This window comes from Paenibacillus sp. PAMC21692, assembly GCF_014303795.1.
In the GTDB taxonomy this organism is placed as follows: domain Bacteria; phylum Bacillota; class Bacilli; order Paenibacillales; family Paenibacillaceae; genus Pristimantibacillus; species Pristimantibacillus agaridevorans.
This window is the reverse complement of the sequence record NZ_CP060293.1, coordinates 129,594-151,706: the sequence shown is the minus strand read 5'-3', so window position 1 is coordinate 151,706 and position 22,113 is coordinate 129,594. Positions and strand designations below refer to the sequence as shown.

Genomic DNA, 22,113 nt, shown 5'->3' with positions numbered 1-22,113 from the left:
AGAAGCCGAGCAGGGCGGTCGGATTAGAAACCTCGACGATCACAACGATTTTCCAAGCGGCGCAAGAGTCTTTCGAGGCGTCTGATCAAACGTCTCAGTCTGCGGATTTCGTTACGGTTGCCTCCATTGCGAATCAAACGGCGTAAGCGTCTTTCCAAACGTCTGATCAAACGTCTGAGTCTGCGGATGCGTTCGCGGTCGCGTCTGCTGCAGCGGCGGTCGCGGTCACGGTCACGGTCATCACGGTCGCGGTCACGGTCACGGTCATCACGGTCACGGTCCCGGTCCCAATCACGGTCCCGATCACGGTCGCGGTCACAACTAATTACGATGGTTTTGCTCATCCCAATCCCCCCTCTCCGTTCCGAATAATCTATACTATTCAGAGGCGAAGAAAGGGTATGGGTAGATTTATAGAGTCATATGTTGATTTTACGTTTTTAAAGCGACATCCCACTCTTCAAGCAAGGGGCTGTCCCAAAGCCGGTTTGTGATTCTTCGTTCCCCGCGTTAAGCCGGATTTTTTCAAGAAAAAGGACCTCGTCCCCACTTTACAGTGGAATTCGAGGTCCTTGCGCGTGTAAATGGGGACATCTTCATATCATGCGCACACTTTTGGGAGAGCCCCACCGTTTATATCCGCCAACACGCCTTAGGTTGCTACCGCATTGTAAGTCATGATCCAGATGGAGCCCGCGACGATCGTCAGCATGATGACGAGACCGAAGATCAGGGCAATCAGGTTGAAGCGAGGTTTCTCTTCATCCCGGATATGCATGAAGAACAGAAGCTGTACGGCGAATTGCAGAATGGCCATCACCAGGATGATCAAGGTGTTGACTTGCTTGCTGAACATATCGTTTAAGACGACGACGAGCGGAATGATCGTCAAGACGATCGAGAGGACGAAGCCGATAACGTAAGACTTCAGCGAGCCGCTGTGGCCGCCTCCGTGGCTGTCATGACCGTGCTTAGCGCCGTGAGCGTTAGGATTGGCCATCTTACATCACCCCCATCAAGTATACGATCGTGAAGACGAAGATCCAGATAACGTCGAGAAAGTGCCAATACAAGCTGATGACGTTGACCTTGCGTTTCGTAACATCGGTAATGCCGCGTCTTGCGAGCTGAATGATCAGCGCTACCATCCAGACGAGGCCGATCGAGACGTGAAGTCCGTGCGTGCCGACCAGCGTGAAGAACGAAGACCAGTAGGCGCTCGTGCCGATCGTGGCGCCTTCATGAACGAGGTGGATAAATTCCGTTACCTCGAGATAGATAAAGGATGCGCCAAGCAGCGCGGTAATGACGAGCCAGGCGATCAGCCCTTTTTTGTTGCCCCGGTTCATCTCCAGCAGCGCGACGCCGCTGGTAAAGCTGCTTGTCAGCAAGATGAACGTGGAGATGATGATGCCGTTGATTTCGATCAGTTCGGCGCCCGTCGGACCGCCAGCCGTATTGAGACGAAGCACGACGAAGGTCGCGAACAAGGTGCCGAAAAGAATAACGTCGGTAATCAGGAACAGCCAGAAGCCGAAAACCTTCATGCCTTCCTGATCGTGGTGATCATGCCCATGGGCGTCATGGCCGCCATGCGCGGCTTGACCGCCGCCCTGGCCGTGCGCCGCGGCAAGAGGCTGACTCTTGCCGCCGGACAGAAATTTGTTCAGTAGTGCCATTAGTGAGCCCCCCTTGCCGCAGCTTCCGTACGCTGCACCTCATCGACCGGAATATAATAGTCTGTATCGTAGGTGAACGATCTTGCCAGCATGCAGGCGATGACGCCGCCCATGCCGACGAAGATCATCCATTTCCAATCCCAGACGAAGCCGAAGCCGGCGACGAACCAGGACAATGACATGATAAACGGTATGCCGGAATTTTTCGGCATATGAATTGGCTCAAGCGGCGCTTGCTCCGCCGCGATGACTTCCGGAGCATCCTTCTCTCCGCGAAGCTTGCGTTGCTTCTTCTCCCAGAAGTCGTCCTGGCTTGTTACGACAGGAATTCTGGCGAAGTTATAGTGCGGCGCCGGAGAAGGAATCGACCATTCCAACGTACGGCCATTCCACGAGTCGCCGGTTGTTTCCTTCTTCAGGAACTTGATGCTGTGCGCGATCTGCCATACCTGGAAGATAAACGCAATACCCATCAGGAACGCGCCCACTGTGGACACGACGTTAAGCGGCTGCCAGCCCATGTCGAAGTTGTATTCGTTGAAGCGGCGTGTCATGCCCATGAAGCCAAGCGCGTATTGCGGCATAAAGCAGACGTAGAAGCCGATGTTCCAGAACCAGAACGCCCATTTGCCAAGGCCTTCGTGGAGCTTGAAGCCGAACATCTTCGGCCACCAGTAGTACAGTCCCGCGAAATAACCGAACACGACGCCGCCGATCAACACTTGGTGGAAGTGAGCGATCAGGAAGTAGCTGTTATGGAACTGGAAGTCCGCCGGCGCGACCGACAACATAACCCCGGTCATGCCGCCCACGACGAAACATGGGATAAAGGCGACTGTCCAAAGCATTGGAGTCGGGAACGATAGCTTTCCTCGATACATCGTGAACAACCAGTTGAACACCTTGACCCCGGTCGGAATCGCGATAATCATGGTCGTAACGGCAAAGAACGCGTTGACGTTCGCGCCGGAGCCCATCGTGAAGAAGTGATGCGCCCAGGTGAAGAACGAGAAGAAACTGATGGACATCAGGGCGAACACCATCGATTTGTAGCCGAACAATTTCTTCTTCGCGAAGGTAGCGACAATCTCCGAGAAGATACCGAATGCCGGCAAGATAACGATATATACCTCGGGATGTCCCCACATCCAGATCAGGTTGAGGTACATCATCGGGTTGCCGCCGCCGTCGAGCGTAAAGAAATGCGCGCCGAGATAGCGGTCCAAGAAGAGCAGGAACAGCGTAACTGTCAGAATCGGGAACGCTAGCATGATGGTTACGCAAGAAGACAGAACGGACCAGCTGAACATCGGCATCTTCATCAGCTTCATGCCGGGAGCACGCATCTTGAGAATGGTGACGACGAAGTTAATGCCCGTCGCGAGCGAGCCGATACCGGATATCTGTATGCCCCATATATAGAAGTCCTGCCCGACGCCCGGACTGCCTGACAGCTCCGAGAGCGGCGGATATGCGAGCCAACCCGCATCGGGAGAGCCGCCGATAATAAACGAAACGTTGAACAGCATTGCCCCGAAGAAGAACATCCAGAAGCTCAGGGAGTTCAGGAACGGGAACGCGACGTCGCGCGCGCCGATCTGGAGCGGCACGACGATATTAAACAGACCGAACATGAGCGGCATCGCCATGAACAGGATCATGATAACGCCATGCGTCGTAAATATCGCGTTATAGTGTTCTGCGTTCAGGAATTCCAGCTCAGGCGCTGCCAACTGCACACGCATGAGCAGGGCATCGACGCCGCCGCGGAACAGCATCAGAATGGATGCGATGATGTACATAATGCCGATTTTCTTGTGATCGACAGAAGTAAGCCACTCCGTCCAGAGCCAGCGCCACTTCTTGAAATACGTCAGCGTGAAGATGATCGCTACGAGCGTCAGCGCGATGGAGACTTGTGCGCCGAGAATGAGCGGGTCACCCGTCACGAAAAACTCGGATGAAAATTCCTTGATTTTATCCCACATGAAGCTTTCTCCTTTCGTATGCGCGGGTCGTTATTGTCCGCTGTCCCCGCTTTGACCGTGATGGGCATGCGCACCGCCGCTGCCGTCCTCGACATACTGCGTCACGATGTATTGGAACAGTCCTTCCGGGAAGCTCGAGAACAGCTGCACGTCGGAGCGTCCCGGCTTCTTGAGCTGCTCGTAACCATCCAGGGTCAGTGCAGGAGAATCGCCTTTCACTTCTTGTATCCAAGCCTGATACTCTTCATCCGAGACAGCTTCCGCGTCAAACGTCATCTGAGCGAAGTCCTCGCCGTTGAAGTTAGCGCCCGAGCCGTAGTAGATGCCCGGCTCATCCGCTTGCAGAAACAGCGTCATGGCCATGCCCGACATCGTGTAGAGCTGTCCGCCGAGCTGCGGAATCCAGAAGGAATTCATCGCCTTGTCGGACGTCAACTGAAAACGGACCGGCGTATCTTCGGGAAACTTGATATAGTTGACGGTCGCAATGTCCTCATCCGGATAAGTGAACAGCCACTTCCAGTCGAGAGACGTTACTTCGATCGTAATCGGTTCTTTCGCCGATTCAAGCGGCTTGGAAGGTTCGAGCTTATACGTATAGATAGCAGTAATGACGGCAAGAGCGATGATGATGACAATCGGAATCGTCCACCATGTCACTTCAAGCTTCGTGCTATGCTCCCAATCCGGCGTATAGCGCGCTTTGCGGCCGGGGCGATCACGGTAACGCATAACGATGACCGCGGTTAAAATAAGGACGGGCACGATGATAACCGCGCACAGAAGGGTAGTAATAATGATAAGATCCTTCTGCTGCTGTCCGATTGGTCCTTTCGGGTCAAGCACGATGTACTGCTCGCTGCTGCAGCCCGAGATCACGGCAACCATCGCCAGAAAGAGCGCTGTTGCCAGCATTCGATAATAACGTCTCATTGCGGTTCCACTCCTCGATTTCATTAGCTTGTGAATAATGTAACAAAATCAAACCGGAATAACACTATCGCGAATGACGATGTAAACAATTCGACTTAGTTCTGACAAAGTTCCGTCACTTGTCAGTCACCAGTTAGACAAAAGAGGCGAAGCCCTCCCGTAAAATGGCATTCATCTATTTGTAACGCGATTACAGGCGGCTTGAAACAGGCTTGTCCGTGGACGTCGAAACGAGTTTCAGGCATCGCAGCAAGGTATGGGGAAGTTGTCACAAGGGGTGCTGTGATATTTTTAGCAAAACAAAAAGAAGCGAAACAGTTGCCCTGTCGCTTCCTCTCTGTTTTTGCTATAAGCTGGCGCAAATGGACCTCGCAAAGCTAAAACCTCGACTCGAGGCCGATATCCGCCGTTTGCAGCTACTCTTGCGATTGATTGTTCGAGTTCGACTTCGCCATCTCGGACTTCCACGCATGAACGAGACCGATAGCCGTACCGATGACGTAGATATGAACGCTGCCGATTAAAAAGCCGATCCCGACCATAAGGCCGATGTTTTTGTCGCTGAAGTGGCTAAGATTAATGAGGCAGAGCAGGACGCCGATGCTGAGGACACCCCATGCAATCAGGGTCATTACGTTTACTAGACGTTTAACGTCGGATTTGGTTGGCCGCAGTTGGCTTATAGTTGCAGTCTTCGTCGTCATAGGGGAAACACTCCTTACGTATTGATGTAAGTGCTTTCTTTCATTCTTATACCCACTATAACACATCTTATGTCGATTGTTCAAAGAAAATTCACGATTTGCACATATTTTTGACACGGAATCTTATTTTGGCTGTCACAAATAGAGCTTGCTTCCTCCGGAGACAAGGTTTATATGCCTAAATCGCCAAAGAAAAAGCAGGACCGCCGTCGTAAAAACGGGCGATCCTGCCTGCTGCATATGCGATCAAAAGCATGCGAAACTTGACGAACTTATCTCAACCGCGGGATGGCACAAATGGATGCAAGCATGAACGGGGGAACGATCTCGGCAAGCGAAATGTCAGTTCGTCCACCAACGCTTTAGATCTTGCCACCAAGAGCGATGTTTCTCCGAACCGGCACGGCCTTTGCCTGCGCCTCCGCTGCCATCGGCGCCTGAATCTCCGGCGCCTCCGACAGCCGCGTTGCCGCATACCTCAGTCGGCTCCGTGCCGGCGAGGAAGGACTCCAGCCGCGTAGTACCGGCGCAGCCGGCCGCCGCCAGCTTGCCGCTCTCTTGCTCGATGTAGACGTTAACGACGCCTTCGGGCACCGTGAACATCTTCGGAGGCACCGCATCCAAGGCATCCTCCATAAAGTTCGCAAAGATCGGCGCGGCGCGATGGGCTTCAGCGACGGTGAGCATGCGGTCCTTGTCGTAGCCGACCCAGACCGCCGTAGCAAGCTCCGGCGTATAGCCCACGAGCCAGGCGTCGGTCGACGTCGTTCCGGTCTTGCCGGCGACGGGGCGCTTAATGGTTGCCTCCACGCGATGGGCGGTGCCGCCTTCGTCGAACACGCTCTCCAGCAGGCTCGTCATGACATAGGCTTCGGCCGGCGTAATGGCCTCCTGCGCCTTTGGCTTCGCTTCATATAATACGTTGCCCTTCCGGTCTTCAATCCGGAGGATGGCAACGGGCTCAATCCGCGTTCCGCCGTTCGCGAACGTGCCGTATGCGGAGGCCATCTCGTACGGACTGACCGGAGAGGTGCCGAGCGCAAGCGAAGGCACGGGAGTCAGCTTGCTGTCAATGCCCAACGTACGGGCCGTCTCGACCACCTTATCGGCCCCTACAGTCATAATCGTGTTAACCGCATAAATATTGTCGGAGCCGCTGATGGCTTTCCGCATATCGATATAATCGCCGGTATATTTGTCTCCGTAGTTGCTCGGTTTGTAAGTTTTGCGCCCTTCGTCGTAGGTAAAAACGGTAGGTTCGCTTTTGAAACGGGTGATGGGAGACATAAATCCGCTGCGGATGGCGGCCAGATATAAAAAGGGTTTAAACGACGAACCAGGCTGACGAGTGCTTGCGAATACGCGATTGTATTGATTTTTCGAATAATCGCGTCCTCCCACCATCGCTTTGATATAGCCGGTACGGGGGTCGATGGAGACCAGCGCGGCCTGTTGCTCCGAGCTCTCCGGCATGCCGTTTTTGATGGCTTCTTCGGCCGCGGCCTGCACTTCCTGGTCCAGCGTCGTATAGATCGTAATGCCGCCTTCGTTAAGCAGCTTTTCGTCGAAGCCAAGCTTGTCCACGGCAACGCTTCTAATATAATCCCGGAAGTACGGGGCGAAACCTTCTTGCTCCGTCCCGCCGAACGGCTGGAATTCCAGCACTTCGGCATAAGCCGCCGCCGCTTGTTCCTCCGTAATAGAGCCGCCCTCCAGCATGGATTCCAGAATGATGTACTGACGGTCCTTGGCGTTCTTCATATTCATGTAAGGCGAATAATATTTTGGTCCTTTCGGTATGCCGGCGAGCATGGCGCTTTCGGCCAGCGACAGCTCCGAGGCGTGTTTGCCGAAATACATCATGGCCGCAGCTTCGACGCCGTACGAGCCATGACCGTAATAGATCTGATTCAAGTACATGGCGAGAATCTCGTCCTTGGAGTAGCTCATCTCGAGTTGGGCCGTGTACGCGGCTTCCTTAAGCTTGCGTTCCCAAGTCCGCTCATGGCTCAGGTAGAGATTGCGAGCGAGCTGTTGGGTGAGCGTGCTGGCCCCTTGAAGCTTGGACATGCCTTGCACGTTAACGACGACGGCTCGCGCCATCCCCCTCAGATCGAATCCGGAATGGTCGTAGAAGCGGCGATCCTCGATGGCAAGCGTCGCGTCGATCAGCTCGTGCGCGATGTCCACCAGAGCGACGGACCGTCGGTTCTCGCCGGCATGGAAGGTGTCGATGACGTTTCCATGGATATCCAGCATTTGAGAGGTTTGGCTCACCGACGATGCTGGCAGGGTTTGCGATCTTATATAGAGATAAAGCCCAACAAGCAGGATCAGACAGGCCAGAGCGGCCAGACCTGCCCTAATCGACCACTTGCGGAAAACGAGAGCGGGTCCCAGGAGCCGCTCCGACAGGCGAGGGAATTTGAAGGCGCGGCGCAGCTTGCCCTGCCGCTTGACGGGCTGATTGGAAGACTTGGTCATAGCTGCCGACTCCCTTTCGCAGAGGTTGTTCTGTTCTTCATGTTCATAAGTTCTACCTCTAGTATGGAAAATTGCGGCATAGGCTATTCATTTGCCGATATTGTTGTCATACGAAATGAACGAGTTTGAAACACTATAATACAGGTTGAACCGCGAGCAAATGTGCCGCTTCTAAAATATGCGAGTTCAAAAAGTTTGGTTTTTAGCGCATGAGTGTATGATTGTCAAAAGCGGACTTTTTGAACAACCTTTAAAGGAAAGAAGGGATCAACGATGGAAATGTGGTATACCGAGAAACAGACCGAAAGCTTCGGCATAACGGCTAAAATTACGAAAACGTATGTCCATGAGCAAACCGATTTTCAACAGTTGGATATGATCGAAACGGAAGAGTTCGGTACGATGCTGGTCCTGGACGGCATGGTTATGACAACCGTTAAGGATGAGTTCGTTTATCACGAGATGGTCGCGCATCCGGTATTGTCCACGCATCCTGATCCGGAGCATGTTCTCGTAGTAGGGGGCGGCGACGGCGGCGTGATTCGCGAAGTGATGAAACATCCCAAGGTGAAAAAAGCGGTCCTTGTCGACATCGACGGCAAGGTCATCGAATATTCCAAAAAGTATTTGCCGAGCATTGCCGGCGAACTGGACAATCCCCGCGTCGAAGTGCTCGTAGGCGACGGCTTTATGCATATTCACGATCGCAAAAATGCGTACGACGTCATCATGGTGGATTCCACGGAGCCGGTCGGCCCTGCGGCGAACCTGTTCACGCGCGGTTTCTACCAAGGCATCTACGAAGCGCTGAAGGAGGACGGAATCTTCGTCGCGCAGACGGACAATCCCTGGTTCAAGGCGGATCTGATTCAAAGCGTGAACCGCGACGTGAAGGAAGTGTTCCCGATCGTGCGCGTTTATGGCGCTAACATCCCGACGTATCCAAGCGGCCTGTGGACATTTACGATGGGCAGCAAGACATACGATCCGCTTGAGGTCGAGGAATCGTCCATTCCGGAGCTTGCGACCAAGTATTACACGCCCCGTCTGCACAAAGCGGCATTCGTACTGCCGAAATTCGTAGAGGATTTGGTCAAATAAAAAAAAGGGGGGGGTATCTGCCGGCCGATGATAGGCTGTCCAAGTTGATTGGCTTAGGCTCGGCTCAATATAGTGGAAAAGTCAGCTATACTGAGCCGAACCTGGCCAAAACCGTCTGTTATAGCGGGAAAGTCCGCTATAATTCACCCAAGTTAGCCGAAAACCGCTAGGAAAATTCCACTATAATGGGCTTGGCTATAGCCATTTAATATAGTGGAAATGTCCGCTATAAGCTAAAGTTGTTCCATTAGCCTTCCATTAGAATCGGGGCTGACGCAATAACGGCGTCTAAGTTGCAACAATGAGGCCGTCGATACATTGTGTGCAAAACTGGAAATGAAGCTGCAATCCATCATCGCCAATGTGTTAACGGAAGTGAGGGCCCTTATATGGATCTTTGGGCATGATTTTAAAATCTAACGGAACTCTGCGACGTTATTCGTGAGAAATCCAGGCAAACCGCGGACTTTTACCCCTCATAAGGGCTGTCAGTTCCGTTAGATTTGCGAAGTGCTGCTTTTTGCAGAAATAACGCTTTTCATTTCCGTTAAAGTTGCTCCCGTTCATTTCTTGCAGGACACTTGCCCGCAATTTCACCTTTGCACAATGAATAGACAGCCTCATTAGCGACGCTTAGCGCACCAAAAACACTAAATTCAAATCCCTAACGGACATCAGCAACTCTTAGAACACCAAATGCAAGGTAAATCGCCCCATTATCGCGGCTTAGCGTCCACTGTGTCCGTTAGAATCGTAGCTGACGCAATAACGGCGTTTAAGATGCAAGCATGAGGCTGTCGATTCATTGTGAGTAACGGAGCTGAAACGTTCTGCTTTCGCTAACGGACCTCAGAGCCTCTATTTTCAGCATTTTCGCGAAATTGAAAATCTAACGGACAGGAGAAACGCTATTTGGTGCATTTCCGCCCATTCTATGCGGTTTTGACGGAAGTGAGGTCGTCTGTGTCCGTTACGATTTGAACAGGCCCCATTTTTGCGAAATAGCGACTGTGGTGTCCGTTACGATCAGCTTTTACTTCACTGCGCTGCCGTCCACAATGAATCGACAGCCTCAACCATGTCCGTTAGACTTCCGCGGCTTTCTTTCCATGTTCGTTCCCACTCCGTTCCGCGTTCGAGGCGTGTTCTTCCCATGCTCGTTCGATCCCTGGTTCGAGCCGCGTTCTTTCCCACGCTTGTTCCCATCCGCACTGTCGTTTCGCGTTCTTTCCACATTAGTTCCCCCTCCGTTCCGAGTTCGAGCCGCGTTCGTTCACGTTGGTTCCCCGTCATTCCTCATCTGCCACCCCTACCTACGCCCCGTCTATTTGTAACCCGCAGGTACTTTTCTGATGTTCTGTCGCACAAAATAAGAATTTCAGAGTTTCGGAAAAACGCAGCATCGACGGCTTACGCTCATGTGCTTTCAAGGGGCATTACAGTTGTCGCGCAGAACGGCTATACTAGAAGCACATTCATTACGCGCGGGAGGTGCGGCCCATATGGCAGCGTCCGAATACTGCAGGGTGCTCATCGTCGACGACGAGGTGCTCATTAGACAGGGAATCAAACATTTTATGGCGTGGGAGCAGGAAGGCTTCCATATTGTCGGAGAGGCGTCAAACGGACAAGAGGCGCTGGAGCGGATCGCCGAGCTGAGGCCGCATATTGTCATTACGGATATCGTGATGCCTGTCATGGATGGAGAAGAGCTGACCAGGCAGATCAAGCAGCATTACCCCGAGATAGAAGTGATCGTGTTAAGCAGCTTCGGCGAATTCGATTATGTCCGTTCGACGTTTCAGAGCGGCGTCGCGGATTATATTTTAAAGCCCAAGCTCGATCTCCAGCATCTGCTGACGGTGCTTAAGATGACGGCACAGCGTATTCCCTCGCTCGGTGTCGAGGAGTCGTCGGGGGGCGGCTACGCTCCATCCCTGGAGCAGAAGCTGGAGCGTCTTTTATCCGGATACGATGCGGACTTCTCGGCGGACGAGCTTCGGGAGACGTTTCCGCATCCGCTCTTCTTGCTAGCCGGTTTTGACCCGCGAGTATTGGAGGAAGGCGTGCAGCTTTCTGCGGTTCAGCTGCAGGAGAAGTTAACGGTCTTGCTGGCGTCGAGCTCCAGCTCTGAACGGAACCTGCCCGTTATACGAGCACTTCCAATAGAAGGGCAGCTGAGAGCCGTGTTGATCAACGCCGACCAGAGCGCGATGGACGAGGTGGTTCGTACAGCAGGCGTGGCGGCTGACAGCTTGTCCGCAGCTGGCCAGCGTATTCCGATCGCGTTCACGAAGCCGTTCCCGGATGTGAAGGAGCTGCGCGACGTGTACAACGGCCCTTTGACCAGGCTGCTGGGTTATGCTTTCTATCTGCCGGATATGGGCGTTCTGCAGGAGGGCAAGCTGCCTCCGCCGGTGCTGCAAACGGAGAGCTTCCATTTAAACCGTTTTACGGAGGACTTCAAGCGAGGCCAATTCCATCAGGCTTTCCATTATTTGCGCGATCACGCGAAGGCGATGGCCGGCGATTATACGACGGATGTGTTCGCCTTCAAGTCGTTCCTGGGCAATCTCGTCTTCAATATAACGGTGCTGCTGGGCAATATGGAGTATGACGCGAGAGAGCTTGAGAAGGACAAGTATCGCCACTTCAAGGCGATCGAGGATGCCAAGTCCGCCTCCGAGGCGCTGAGTTGTCTGGATGCCTTCATCGCCGAGGCGGAGGCATGTATCTCGGACAAAGCCGCTTTGCCGGGCAACGCCAACATGAAGAAGCTGCTTGATTACATCCACCAGCATTATGCGGAGCCGTTGAACTTGACGGATATGGCGAAACACTTCCACTTTAATGCCTCCTATCTGTCCAGCTACTTCTCCGCGCATAACAGCGAGGGGTTCGTCGATTATTTGCACAAGGTCAGAATCGAGAAGGCAGAGGAGCTGCTGCGCAAGGGTGACGCGATGATCTCCGAGATTAGCGGCATGGTGGGCTACTCCGACCACAGCTACTTCTGCAAGGTGTTCAAGAAGTCGACGGGGCTGTCGCCGAGCCGCTACCGAAGGCAATTCGTGGGAGAAGAGAAGGGGCGGTCATGAGGAACGTATTCGATCGATTCAAGTACAACGGTTTGTTTATTAAAATGTTCATTATTATGGTGGTCTCGATTATTGCCGTATCCGTGACCTCTACCTGGACGACGATCAATACGTCGGAGAGGGTATTCATGCAGACGTTCAGTATTACGAACGCAAAGGTCATCGCCCAGATTACGAGCAATATGGACGCGTTCAGCTATGCCATCGTTATGGCGGCCAACAACGCCCAGCAGAGCGGCACGATCAGAGGCGCTCTGTCCGAGGGAGACGGCAGCTCCCTGGAGCAATATCGATCCTATTACAATTTGGTGGAACAGGTTAAACGAATTCAATCTCTGGTGGACGCTTATGAGGTAGGCATTACGGTCATCGGAATGAACGGAAGGAACTATACGACGGATCCCGCGCTTTGGCCGGTGTACGGGGCCAATCTTCGCGAGCATCCCTTAACCGATCGCACGCTTGCGGAGCCGCGCAAGATCCACTATCAATATGATGATTCGAGCCGTTCCGGCGTAGCGGCAACGGAGCCGACGATCGTCGCGTCCAAGGCGCTCATCGACCGCACGACGGACGACGTGTACGGCGCGATTTATTTTGCGATTCGGGAGAGGGACTTCAAGAAGTTTTTCGAAAGCTTTACCAGCTTCGGCAACGACGTCGCGATTATGGACGGAGCGGGCGCCATCGTATCAAGTAACCGTACAGCCTGGCTGGGACAGCCGTTCCCCGACCTGCTCCGGTACGCGAAGGATATCGAGGAGAAGGAGCTGCCCTACGTCAATGCGGAGATGATGGGCAAAGAAGGCATCGTGTTGTCTCGGATGCTGGCGCCGTTCGGGTTCTACCTGATCAATCTGGTCGACAAGGAAGCGGCGATCGGCCAGCTTACTGATACGAGAACCATCGTGCTCAGCGTTATTGCCATCGTCGCGGCGGCGCTCATTATCGTATTTCTCATCTCCAGAAGGCTGACGAAGTCTCTTACCCGGCTCGTGAAGCAGATCTCCACGATCTCGAAATATGATTTCGACCATCATGTCGCCGTGGACGGAAGCTACGAGACGAGGCAGCTGGGGCAGGCCTTCAACGCCATGATGGACGAACTGCAGGAATACGTAAAGGAGCTGGTGCACACCCAGAAGCAGCAACGCAATGCGGAGCTGGAGGCGCTGCAGCAGCAGATTAATCCGCACTTCCTTTACAACACGCTTACCTCGGTGAAATTTATGGTGCAGCAGGGCAGCAAGGAGAAGGCGGCCGAAACAATCAATTCCCTGATCTCGCTGCTGCAGAACGCGATCGGCAATGTCAGCGAGACGATTACGCTCAGCCAGGAGCTCGTCAATATGCGCAACTACGTATTCATCAATCATGTCCGGTACGGCGATCGGATCAAGATGAACTATTTTGTCGCGCCGGATTGCATGGGGTACCATGTGCCGAAGCTGATGATCCAACCCTTTATCGAAAATGCATTCTTTCATGGCTTCAACCGCAAGGCGACAGGCAGCATCTACTTTATGGCGGCGAAGGAGCCGGACGCGCTTGTCTGCGAGGTCGTCGACGACGGCGACGGCTTCGATCCGGCGGCAATCGAGGATGAGAAGCTGGCGAAGCGGGAGGGACGGCGGCAGCTGTTTACCGGCATCGGGGTAAAGAACGTGCACGAGCGCATCAAGCTTCTCTACGGCGAGAGTTACGGCGTGACGATGACGAGCCAGCCGGGACAAGGAACGAAGGTGAAGATCCGCATCCCTCTTATCGAGGAATAAAAATCGTCCAATAATCCAAAGATACTCCAAATGACAGAAAGCGTCTTATGCGCAACTGATAACAATCCGACAATTGAAGGCAAAGATCCTCATAACGCACGCTTTTGTCCCGATGCTAAGATGTTATCAGAAGGCGGGAACCGCTTTCGCCACATATATAAAACGGAGGTCTGGACTAATGAAAAAAATGATGGCTCTTCTGCTCGCCGGCATGATGGTTGTTACGGCGGCGTGCTCTTCGAACACGAACAACACGCCGAACGAAGGCGGCGCGAACGGCGGCAACAACGCGGCGGAAAAAACCAACCTTACGGTTTGGGCATGGGATCCGAACTTCAATATTAAAGCGATGAATCTGGCTAAGGAAGCTTACGCCGACGACAACGCTAACGTAAACATCGAAATCCTCGAGAACGCTCAAAATGATATCGTTCAGAAGCTGAACACGGGCATGAGCTCCGGCACGACAAAAGGTCTTCCGAACATCGTTCTGATCGAGGATTACCGAGCACAAAGCTTCCTGCAGGCTTATCCGGACATGTTCCACCCTCTGACGGACAGCTTCACGGCTTCCGACTTCGCAGAATACAAGCTGGGACCGACTAGCGTGGACGGCGTAAACTACGGACTTCCATTCGACTCCGGCGTTACCGGCGTATATGTAAGAACCGACTATCTGGAGCAAGCCGGATACACGGTAGAAGATATGCAAAACATCACTTGGGACCAGTACATCGAAATCGGTAAAGCCGTGAAGGAAAAGACAGGAAAAGAAATGTTGTCCCTTGATCCGAACGACCTCGGCATCCTGCGCGTCATGATTCAATCCGCGGGCTCCTGGTATCTGAAGGAAGACGGCAAGACGGCAGATCTGGCCGGCAACGTCGCTCTGAAGGAAGCATTTGAAACGTACAAAAAAATGATGGACGCCAACATCGTGAAAATCCACTCCGACTGGAGCCAATTCGTGGCCAATTACAATAGCGGCGCAGCGGCATCCGTACCAACTGGCAACTGGTTTACCCCATCCATCACGGCGGCAGCCGACCAATCCGGCAAATGGGCGATCGTCCCGCTGCCTAAGCTGACGAACAATGCGAATTCCGTACACGCATCCAGCCTCGGAGGCAGCTCGTGGTACGTCCTTAACGTGCCGGGCAAAGAAGCGGCAGCCGAATTCCTCGGCGCTACGCTTGGCAAAGACGTGGATTTGTACCAGAAGCTCGTAACGGAGATCGGCGCGATCGGCACTTACAAGCCCGCATCCGAGGGCGAAGCGTACAAAGCGAAAAACGACTTCTTCGGCGGCCAAGAGATCGTACAGGACTTCGCGAAATGGACTGCGGAAATCCCTAACGTCAACTATGGCATGCACACTTACGCGATTGAAGACATTCTCGTGGTGGAAATGCAGAACTTCCTGAACGGCAAAGCAATCGATGCTGTTCTTGCAGACGCTCAAAAGCAAGCCGATTCCCAAATTAAATAAGCAATAACACAGAGAACGAGAACCTTGGACAGCCGCTTGCTGCCTATACGAGAAGTGGCAGGCGGGCGGCTTCCGAGGTTTCTTTTTGGAATAGAGGAGGCCCTGGCCATGAATCTGAAGGCGAAGACGAACACCATCAGCTGGTCCTTTGTAGCCATCGCGATCGTCATGATCTGCTTGTTTTATTTTTACCCGATGATCCAGGCGCTTATCATGTCCTTCCAGTCGGGTACGGGGACGAACCTGGACTTCGTCGGGATCGACAACTATAAGCGGCTGCTGTCGGATTCTACATTTATCACGGCGCTGAAAAATACGTTTATTTACTTGATTATTCAGGTTCCGATCATGATCCTGCTTGCCATGTTCATCTCGGTGCTTCTGAACGACAAAAACTTGAAGCTCAAAGGTTTTTTCCGTACGGCGATTTTCCTTCCGGCGGTTACGTCGCTGGTTGCTTATTCGGTTATCTTTAAATACCTGTTCGGGCCTGATGGCCTGATTAACACGATGCTGCTCAAGCTGCATATCGTGAATGCTCCTATCGAATGGATCACGGATCCCTTCTGGGCCAAAATTACGATCATAATCGCCATTACCTGGCGTTGGACAGGGTACAACATGATCTTCTATCTGTCGGCCCTGCAAAATATCGACAGCTCCATCTACGAAGCCGCGCGCATTGACGGCGCATCGGCATTCAGGCAGTTCCGCAGCATTACGGTTCCGCTGCTCAAGCCGATCATTCTGTTTACGTCCATCACGTCGACGATAGGCACGCTGCAATTGTTCGACGAGGTCATGAACATTACGAAGGGCGGACCGGGCAATGCGACGATGACGCTGTCCCAGTATATCTACAACCTGTCCTTCAAATATACGCCGGACTTCGGCTACGCGGCGACCGTATCGTACGCGATCGTTATTCTTATCGTGATCTTCTCGATTCTCCAGTTCAAATTGGCAGGTGATAAGAATGCATAAAGTGAAAAGAGCGCTGATGTACGTCTTTCTAAGCCTGGCAGCGGTTATCTCGATTTTCCCGTTTTTGTGGATGATCGTCAGCGCCACCAACAAATCCATCGACGTTACGCAAGGCAGACTGCTTCCCGGCGCGGAGCTGTTCGAGAACCTTCGCAAAGTGTTCGACACGATCGACTTGGTGCCGGCGCTGCTTAATTCCGCCCAAATTTCCATCACGACGACGATTCTCGCCATGTTGATCGCCTCCCTGGCGGGTTACGGCTTCGAAATTTACCGGAGCAAAGCGAAGGATATCGTGTTCAGCATTCTGCTTCTGTCCATGATGATTCCGTTCGCCGCGTTGATGGTGCCACTATACCGAATGTTCGGCAGCATCTCGCGGACGATGCCTTTTATCGGGATCGATACGATCTCTTCGGTTATTCTGCCGACGGTGACAACGGCGTTCCTGATCTTCTTCTTTCGCCAGAGCACGAAGATGTTTCCGAGGGATATGCTGGAAGCGGGCCGCATCGACGGACTTAGCGAGCTTGGCGTCTTCTTCCGCATCTACGTGCCAACGATGAAGACGACTTATGCCGCGGCGGCTATTATTACGTTTATGTCGAGCTGGAACAATTACTTGTGGCCGCTCGTTGTGTTACAATCGCCAGAGAAACGTACCGTTCCGCTGCTTATCTCGAATCTGGGCTCGAGCTATTCGCCGGATTACGGAGTTATTATGACTGTCATTCTGATCGCGACACTGCCTACGGCCATCGTGTTCTTTCTGATGCAGAAGCATTTCGTGGCGGGCATGACGGGTTCGGTGAAGTAACAGAAGGGTGAAGGGGGAAACCACATGACTACAACTTCGCGATTTAATGATAAAAATGTAAAGTTAACAGCCAATCCAACTCTGGATTGGCTGGAGGACGTTAACGTATTCGCGGTAAATCGACTGCCCGCGCATTCCGACCATGCCTATTACGGCTCGGTGGCGGAGGCTCGCAGCCGGGTGCCGATGGAAATGCGCCATTCTTTGAACGGCTCCTGGAAGTTCCATTATTCGCCGAACCCGGCCAGCAGGCCGGCTGGCTTTTTCAGCGAGGAGTTTGGCACGTCAAGCTGGGGCGATATCCAGGTGCCGGGTCACATTCAGACGCAGGGCTACGGCCAAATGCAATATGTGAATACGATGTATCCATGGGACGGACATGAGGTGCTTAGACCTCCGTTTATCTCCAAGGAAGACAATCCCGTCGGCAGCTACGTGAAGCTGTTCGATCTTCCTGCCGATATGGCCGGCAAGCCGGTTTGCATCTCGTTCCAGGGCGTAGAGACCGCGTTCTACGTCTGGCTTAACGGCAAGTTCGTCGGCTATTCGGAGGACAGCTTTACGCCGTCCGAGTTCGACCTGACGCCTTACGTTCGCGAAGGGGAGAACAAGCTGGCGGTGGAGGTGTTCCAGCGGAGCACGGGAAGCTGGCTGGAGGATCAGGACTTCTGGCGGTTTTCCGGCATTTTCCGCGACGTGTATCTCTACACCGTGCCTTCCATCCATGTGTACGATCTTGACGTACGAGCCGAGCTGGACGAAAGTCTGACGCAAGGCTTGCTGCGAGGAGCGCTGACGTTTCGCGAGGCGCCGCAAGCGGGCTCGAAGGCGGTCGTCAAGCTGTATGACGCCGAGGGCAACGAGGTTGCTTCCGCAGCGACGGCTCTGGGCGAAGGTTTGAACGCCGTACTGGAGACGAAGGTTGGAAATCCGGAGTTGTGGAGCGCCGAGAAGCCATACCTGTATGAGCTTATCGTGGAGGTTTTGGACGCAAATGGCGCCTTGGTCGAAGCGATTCCGAGCCGCGTCGGCTTCCGCCGCTTCGAGATGAAGAACAAGATCATGACGCTTAACGGCCAGAGGATCGTCTTTAAAGGCGTGAACCGCCACGAGTTCAACCCGCGTACGGGGCGCGCTATTTCCAAGGCAGATATGTTATGGGATATTGAGACGATCAAACGGAATAACATGAACGCCGTCCGGACCTCGCATTACCCTAACCAGAGCTACTGGTACGAGCTATGCGACGAATACGGCGTTTACGTCATCGACGAGATGAATCTGGAGACGCACGGCTCCTGGCAGAAGATGGGCGCCGTCGAGCCATCCTGGAACATTCCGGGCAGCCGGCCGGAGTGGCAGGATATCGTTATGGACCGCGCCGTCTCTATGTACGAGCGGGACAAAAACCATCCGTCCATCCTGATCTGGTCGCTGGGCAACGAATCGTACGTTGGCGATGTGCTGGTAAACGTGTCGCGTTACTTCCGCTCGGTAGACAGCGGACGTCTCGTCCACTACGAAGGCGTGTTCTACGACCGTGCCTATACGGAAGCGAGCGACATGGAGAGCCGGATGTACGCGAAGCCGGCCGACATCCAAGAGTATCTCGATCAAAATCCCGACAAGCCGTACATCAGCTGCGAATATATGCACGCCATGGGCAACTCGCTGGGCGGCATGAGCCTGTACACCGATCTGGAGCGGAAGTATCCGATGTACCAGGGCGGCTTCATCTGGGATTACATCGACCAATCCGTATATAAGAAGGACCGTTACGGCAAGGAATTTCTGGCCTACGGCGGCGACTTCGGCGATCGTCCGACGGACTACGGCTTCTGCACGAACGGCATTGTGTACGCGGACCGCAAGGAATCGCCGAAGATGCAGGAGGTCAAATTCCTATATCAGAACATCAAGCTGATGCCGGACCGCGAAGGCGTTGCGATCCGCAACGAAAATCTGTTCGCGGATACGTCGGAGCTTGATTTGGTCTTCGTCTTGTCGGCCGACGGCAGAGAGCTGGCCAGCCGCGTCGAGCAGGTTAACGTGGCTGCCGGCGGGGAAGCTTATGTTCCATTCGAATTCGCCGAAGGCGCGCTGACGCTTGTACCTGGCGAATACGCGGTGGACGTTTCCTTCCGCCTGAAGGAAGACACGTTGTGGGCAGAGGCCGGCCATGAGGTCGCTTTCGGTCAGCATGTGTTCCGCGTGGAGAGCGCTTCGGGCAGCGGAGTCGGCGCGATGGACATCTCCGGGGGCAGTGCCGGCGATGCTTGGGGCCTCGGCGGCAGCGCATCAGGAGTAAATGACGGAGCAGGAGCGAAGGATGCCGCAGAAAACGTAGACATTAACACGGCATGGGGGCTCGGCGGCGGCATGGACGGCTTGACCGGGACTTCCGGGGAGGCAGGCGCAGGCGCTTCCGGCGGCTTGATCTTCGTCGGCGGAGCGGCAGACATTTGCGGCCCGGACGGCTGCGCGCTTCCAGGGGCGGCGCCGAGCGTTCGAGCGAAGCTTGCGGTCGTGCATGGCGATGTCAACATCGGCGTGAAGGGACGAGACTTCAGCGCGATTTTCTCGAAGCAGGCGATGAGCCTGATCTCGCTCAATTATGCGGGACGCGAGATGATAGCGACTCCGCCGGCCCCGCTCTTCTGGAGGGCGACGACGGACAATGACAGAGGATTCTCCCAAGGCTTCGACGCGGGCGTCTGGTACGCAGCCAGTCTGGCTCGCAAGTGCGTCGGAATCGACGTGGAAGAGAATGGGGAGGACGGTTCGATCACGATCGCTTACCGTTTCCGCTTCTCAGTCAGCGACGAGCTCGAGACGCGTATGGCCTATACGGTTCGCCCGGATGGCAGCATCCGGGTACAGGCTGATTACAGCGGCGCGGCGGGTCTGCCTAAGCTGCCGATCTTCGCGGTAACCTTCAAGGTGTCGGCGGATTACGATCAGCTGAAGTGGCTGGCGCTGGGACCGGAGGAGAACTATGCCGATCGGGCCCAAGGCGCGCGCCTATGCTCCTTCGAAGGCACGGCGGCCGGCAACGTGTCCGGCTACGTGATGCCGCAGGAATCCGGCAACCGGACGGGCGTGCGCCGTCTGGACGTAACGGACGTCCTGGGACACGGCATTCGGATCGCCGCGGACGGAGCGCCCGTGGAATGCGGCGTATCGCCTTACACGGCGTTCGAGTTGGAGAATGCGCAGCATGTCTACGAGCTGCCGCAGGCGCATTACACCGTCATCACCGTCGCAGGACGGCAAATGGGCGTCGGGGGCGACGACAGCTGGGGCGCTCCGGTCCACGAGCCGTATACGATTCAGTCTGACGCGCCTATGTCCTTCTCGTTCGTGATCGAGCGGGTATAGTCACGCAGCAGCGGCGGGTATGCAGTAGCAAGAAGTGAAGAAGACTTCAACCATATTTTGTGGGTTGGAGTCTTTACGGTGAAGCTGATCGACAATGTGATCGTCTTCCAGGATGTGCCTGACAACTATTGGGCAGCCGAGGCGATTGCTTTTACTGCCAGCCGCGAACTGTTCCTCGGAACGGAGGTAGGGATGTTTGCCCCCGGCGTATCCATGAGCCGCGCCATGCTGTTTACCGTGCTGGCCCGACTGGACGGAGTAGAAACCGAGGGCGGCGAATCTTGGTACAGCAAGGCGCGGGATTGGGCTATGGCTGCGGGAATCAGCGACGGCAGCGCCCCGGAGGCGGCCATTACCCGGGAGCAGTTGATTGCTTTGCTGTACCGGTCGCCGGACAGCCTGCAGCGAACGGCGGCAGCAAGAGCTTTGCGGATAGCGGCGAAGTTTCCGCATGGGCAAGAGAAGCCATGGATTGGGCGGTGGAGACGGGCATCCTGAGCGGCTAGCCGGGGAATCTTCTGGCGCCCGTTGGTGCTGCCTCCCGGGCTGAAGTGTCCGCCATGCTTGCGCGTTTTATCGCGTGGCGCAGCAACTGAGCGAGTCATTGATTGGATGGAAAGTGCAAAACCAAGGAGTCAGGCGGCTTGCCGCTTGGCTTCTTGGTTTTTTCGAACGGTCGGAGCAGCTTCCAGCTGCTTGCGATTCATCCCCCGGTATTGTATATCTACCTATATGAGAGCTAAACTTGTCCCACTGCGCCTCAGGAAGTTTTATTCGAAAAAACGGAAAATCACGGCGGTTCTTCTGCCGAAGAACCCTCTCCGTTAGCGAAAGCAGAACGTTTCGGCTCCGTTACTCACAATGAATCGATAGCCTCACTTTTGTCCGTTAGATTTCCGCCGTGACCTCTCCCCACCGTTCCTCGTCCGTTTTGTAACCAGTCGACACTCTTTTGCTGTTCAGCAGCACGGAATGGGGATTTTTGGGGGTGTTGAGGGCCAAGCTGAGATATAAAAGCAATTAAAGGAGGACGTGCATGAGCGAGCGCATCTATTCGTTCCCGCCCCTGATCGACGATCGGGCACGGGTATTGATATCCGGCACGGCGCCAAGCGTGAAGTCGTTGGAGCACGGACAATTTTACGGACATCCGCAAAATTTTTTCTGGCGCGTCGTGTACGCGTTATTCGGCGAACCGCAAACAGAGCAGTCTGCCGCAACGCCGGCTTCTGAAATTCTTTATCCTTCGCCTGACGCCGACTATGGCAAACGATTGGATTTCCTGCAGGCGAATAGGTTGGCCCTATGGGACGTAATTAACTCCTGCGAGCGGGAAGGGAGCCTGGATGTGAACATTAAGGGCGAGCTGCCCAATGATTTCCCAGGTTTACTGGAGCATTATCCGGGTATCGTCTGCATCGCGTTTAATGGAAGCAAGGCTTTCGACACGTTCCGCAAATATTACGGCAAGGACGGCGGCGCTCTTCCGCGCAAGGTGGCGCTCCTCAAAATGCCGTCAACGAGTCCCATTCCGACCAAGCATATGAGGAATCTCCATGACCGGGTCGAAGCATGGAAGACGATTTTGCCCTATGCGCAAGGGCATCTCCCAGCAGGAGAACGTTGAAATTACGGCACTTCCTGTATATAGTAGTAACATGACATTTCAATGAACGCGGGAGT

General features: G+C 54.2%; 16 protein-coding genes. 9 read left to right on the top strand and 7 right to left on the bottom strand.

Annotation, left to right across the window (positions count from 1 at the left end; translation table 11 throughout):
- Positions 1-652: 652 nt before the first annotated feature.
- The 6 genes from cyoD to H7F31_RS00630 all read right to left on the bottom strand — a co-directional run bounded on the left by cyoD (position 653) and on the right by H7F31_RS00630 (position 7,788).
- Positions 653-1,000 carry a cytochrome o ubiquinol oxidase subunit IV gene (gene cyoD, locus H7F31_RS00655; RefSeq protein ID WP_187102566.1) on the bottom strand — a complete coding sequence of 116 codons (348 nt, stop codon included), beginning with the start codon at positions 998-1,000 and terminating at the stop codon, positions 653-655.
- Between the two features lies 1 nt (position 1,001).
- Complete coding sequence (gene cyoC / locus H7F31_RS00650; protein WP_187102565.1) at positions 1,002-1,679, bottom strand: cytochrome o ubiquinol oxidase subunit III; 678 nt, start codon at positions 1,677-1,679, stop codon at positions 1,002-1,004.
- Positions 1,679-3,667: a cbb3-type cytochrome c oxidase subunit I gene (locus H7F31_RS00645; protein ID WP_187102564.1), complete on the bottom strand. Its 1,989-nt coding sequence runs from the start codon at positions 3,665-3,667 to the stop codon at positions 1,679-1,681. The genes cyoC and H7F31_RS00645 overlap by 1 nt, the downstream gene beginning before the upstream one ends.
- A gap of 30 nt (positions 3,668-3,697) precedes the next feature.
- The gene (gene cyoA / locus H7F31_RS00640; RefSeq protein ID WP_187102563.1) at positions 3,698-4,600 is read right to left on the bottom strand and encodes a ubiquinol oxidase subunit II; all 903 of its coding nucleotides are present in this window, start codon (positions 4,598-4,600) and stop codon (positions 3,698-3,700) included.
- 416 nt (positions 4,601-5,016) lie between these two features.
- Entirely contained in the window at positions 5,017-5,304 is a 288-nt protein-coding gene (locus tag H7F31_RS00635) for a hypothetical protein (protein ID WP_187102562.1), read from the bottom strand.
- Positions 5,305-5,646: 342 nt separating this feature from the next.
- The gene (locus H7F31_RS00630; protein WP_187102561.1) at positions 5,647-7,788 is read right to left on the bottom strand and encodes a transglycosylase domain-containing protein; all 2,142 of its coding nucleotides are present in this window, start codon (positions 7,786-7,788) and stop codon (positions 5,647-5,649) included.
- Positions 7,789-8,061: 273 nt separating this feature from the next.
- On the opposite strand from H7F31_RS00630, the gene speE reads away from it, so the two are divergent.
- Positions 8,062-8,889: a polyamine aminopropyltransferase gene (speE, locus tag H7F31_RS00625; RefSeq protein WP_187102560.1), complete on the top strand. Its 828-nt coding sequence runs from the start codon at positions 8,062-8,064 to the stop codon at positions 8,887-8,889.
- 1,038 nt (positions 8,890-9,927) lie between these two features.
- On the opposite strand, the gene H7F31_RS00620 is transcribed toward speE, so the two are convergent.
- Positions 9,928-10,125, bottom strand: a complete 198-nt coding sequence (locus H7F31_RS00620) for a hypothetical protein (protein ID WP_187102559.1) — start codon at positions 10,123-10,125, stop codon at positions 9,928-9,930.
- 266 nt (positions 10,126-10,391) lie between these two features.
- Here H7F31_RS00620 and H7F31_RS00615 point away from each other — a divergent pair, with 266 nt between their 5' ends.
- The 8 genes from H7F31_RS00615 (at position 10,392) to H7F31_RS00575 (ending at position 22,057) form a co-directional block, all read left to right on the top strand.
- Entirely contained in the window at positions 10,392-11,987 is a 1,596-nt protein-coding gene (locus H7F31_RS00615) for a response regulator transcription factor (protein WP_187102558.1), read from the top strand.
- Positions 11,984-13,762 (top strand): sensor histidine kinase, encoded by a 1,779-nt coding sequence (locus tag H7F31_RS00610; protein ID WP_187102557.1) that lies wholly within the window; start codon positions 11,984-11,986, stop codon positions 13,760-13,762. Before H7F31_RS00615 ends, H7F31_RS00610 begins: the two co-directional genes overlap by 4 nt.
- A gap of 178 nt (positions 13,763-13,940) precedes the next feature.
- Positions 13,941-15,251, top strand: coding sequence for an ABC transporter substrate-binding protein (locus H7F31_RS00605; RefSeq protein WP_187102556.1), 1,311 nt, complete (start codon positions 13,941-13,943; stop codon positions 15,249-15,251).
- Between the two features lie 108 nt (positions 15,252-15,359).
- Positions 15,360-16,235, top strand: coding sequence for a carbohydrate ABC transporter permease (locus H7F31_RS00600; RefSeq protein WP_187102555.1), 876 nt, complete (start codon positions 15,360-15,362; stop codon positions 16,233-16,235).
- The gene (locus H7F31_RS00595; protein WP_187102554.1) at positions 16,228-17,052 is read left to right on the top strand and encodes a carbohydrate ABC transporter permease; all 825 of its coding nucleotides are present in this window, start codon (positions 16,228-16,230) and stop codon (positions 17,050-17,052) included. Before H7F31_RS00600 ends, H7F31_RS00595 begins: the two co-directional genes overlap by 8 nt.
- Before the next feature lie 24 nt (positions 17,053-17,076).
- Complete coding sequence (locus H7F31_RS00590; protein WP_261800251.1) at positions 17,077-20,430, top strand: beta-galactosidase, LacZ type; 3,354 nt, start codon at positions 17,077-17,079, stop codon at positions 20,428-20,430.
- A gap of 78 nt (positions 20,431-20,508) precedes the next feature.
- On the top strand, positions 20,509-20,928 hold the full coding sequence (locus H7F31_RS00580) for an S-layer homology domain-containing protein (protein ID WP_261800250.1): 420 nt from the start codon (positions 20,509-20,511) through the stop codon (positions 20,926-20,928).
- Positions 20,929-21,466: 538 nt separating this feature from the next.
- Entirely contained in the window at positions 21,467-22,057 is a 591-nt protein-coding gene (locus H7F31_RS00575; protein ID WP_187102553.1) for a DNA-deoxyinosine glycosylase, read from the top strand.
- Positions 22,058-22,113: the final 56 nt, after the last annotated feature.

Bases quoted from the DNA above. Each gene is read 5' to 3' on its own strand.
- cyoA (WP_187102563.1), bottom strand. From the start codon at position 4,600: ATGAGACGTTATTATCGAATGCTGGCAACAGCGCTCTTTCTGGCGATG.
- cyoC (WP_187102565.1), bottom strand. From the start codon at position 1,679: ATGGCACTACTGAACAAATTTCTGTCCGGCGGCAAGAGTCAGCCTCTT.
- speE (WP_187102560.1), top strand. From the start codon at position 8,062: ATGGAAATGTGGTATACCGAGAAACAGACCGAAAGCTTCGGCATAACG.
- H7F31_RS00575 (WP_187102553.1), top strand. From the start codon at position 21,467: ATGAGCGAGCGCATCTATTCGTTCCCGCCCCTGATCGACGATCGGGCA.
- H7F31_RS00610 (WP_187102557.1), top strand. From the start codon at position 11,984: ATGAGGAACGTATTCGATCGATTCAAGTACAACGGTTTGTTTATTAAA.
- H7F31_RS00620 (WP_187102559.1), bottom strand. From the start codon at position 10,125: ATGTGGAAAGAACGCGAAACGACAGTGCGGATGGGAACAAGCGTGGGA.
- H7F31_RS00605 (WP_187102556.1), top strand. From the start codon at position 13,941: ATGAAAAAAATGATGGCTCTTCTGCTCGCCGGCATGATGGTTGTTACG.
- H7F31_RS00595 (WP_187102554.1), top strand. From the start codon at position 16,228: ATGCATAAAGTGAAAAGAGCGCTGATGTACGTCTTTCTAAGCCTGGCA.
- H7F31_RS00635 (WP_187102562.1), bottom strand. From the start codon at position 5,304: ATGACGACGAAGACTGCAACTATAAGCCAACTGCGGCCAACCAAATCC.
- H7F31_RS00645 (WP_187102564.1), bottom strand. From the start codon at position 3,667: ATGTGGGATAAAATCAAGGAATTTTCATCCGAGTTTTTCGTGACGGGT.
- H7F31_RS00600 (WP_187102555.1), top strand. From the start codon at position 15,360: ATGAATCTGAAGGCGAAGACGAACACCATCAGCTGGTCCTTTGTAGCC.
- cyoD (WP_187102566.1), bottom strand. From the start codon at position 1,000: ATGGCCAATCCTAACGCTCACGGCGCTAAGCACGGTCATGACAGCCAC.
- H7F31_RS00630 (WP_187102561.1), bottom strand. From the start codon at position 7,788: ATGACCAAGTCTTCCAATCAGCCCGTCAAGCGGCAGGGCAAGCTGCGC.
- H7F31_RS00590 (WP_261800251.1), top strand. From the start codon at position 17,077: ATGACTACAACTTCGCGATTTAATGATAAAAATGTAAAGTTAACAGCC.
- H7F31_RS00615 (WP_187102558.1), top strand. From the start codon at position 10,392: ATGGCAGCGTCCGAATACTGCAGGGTGCTCATCGTCGACGACGAGGTG.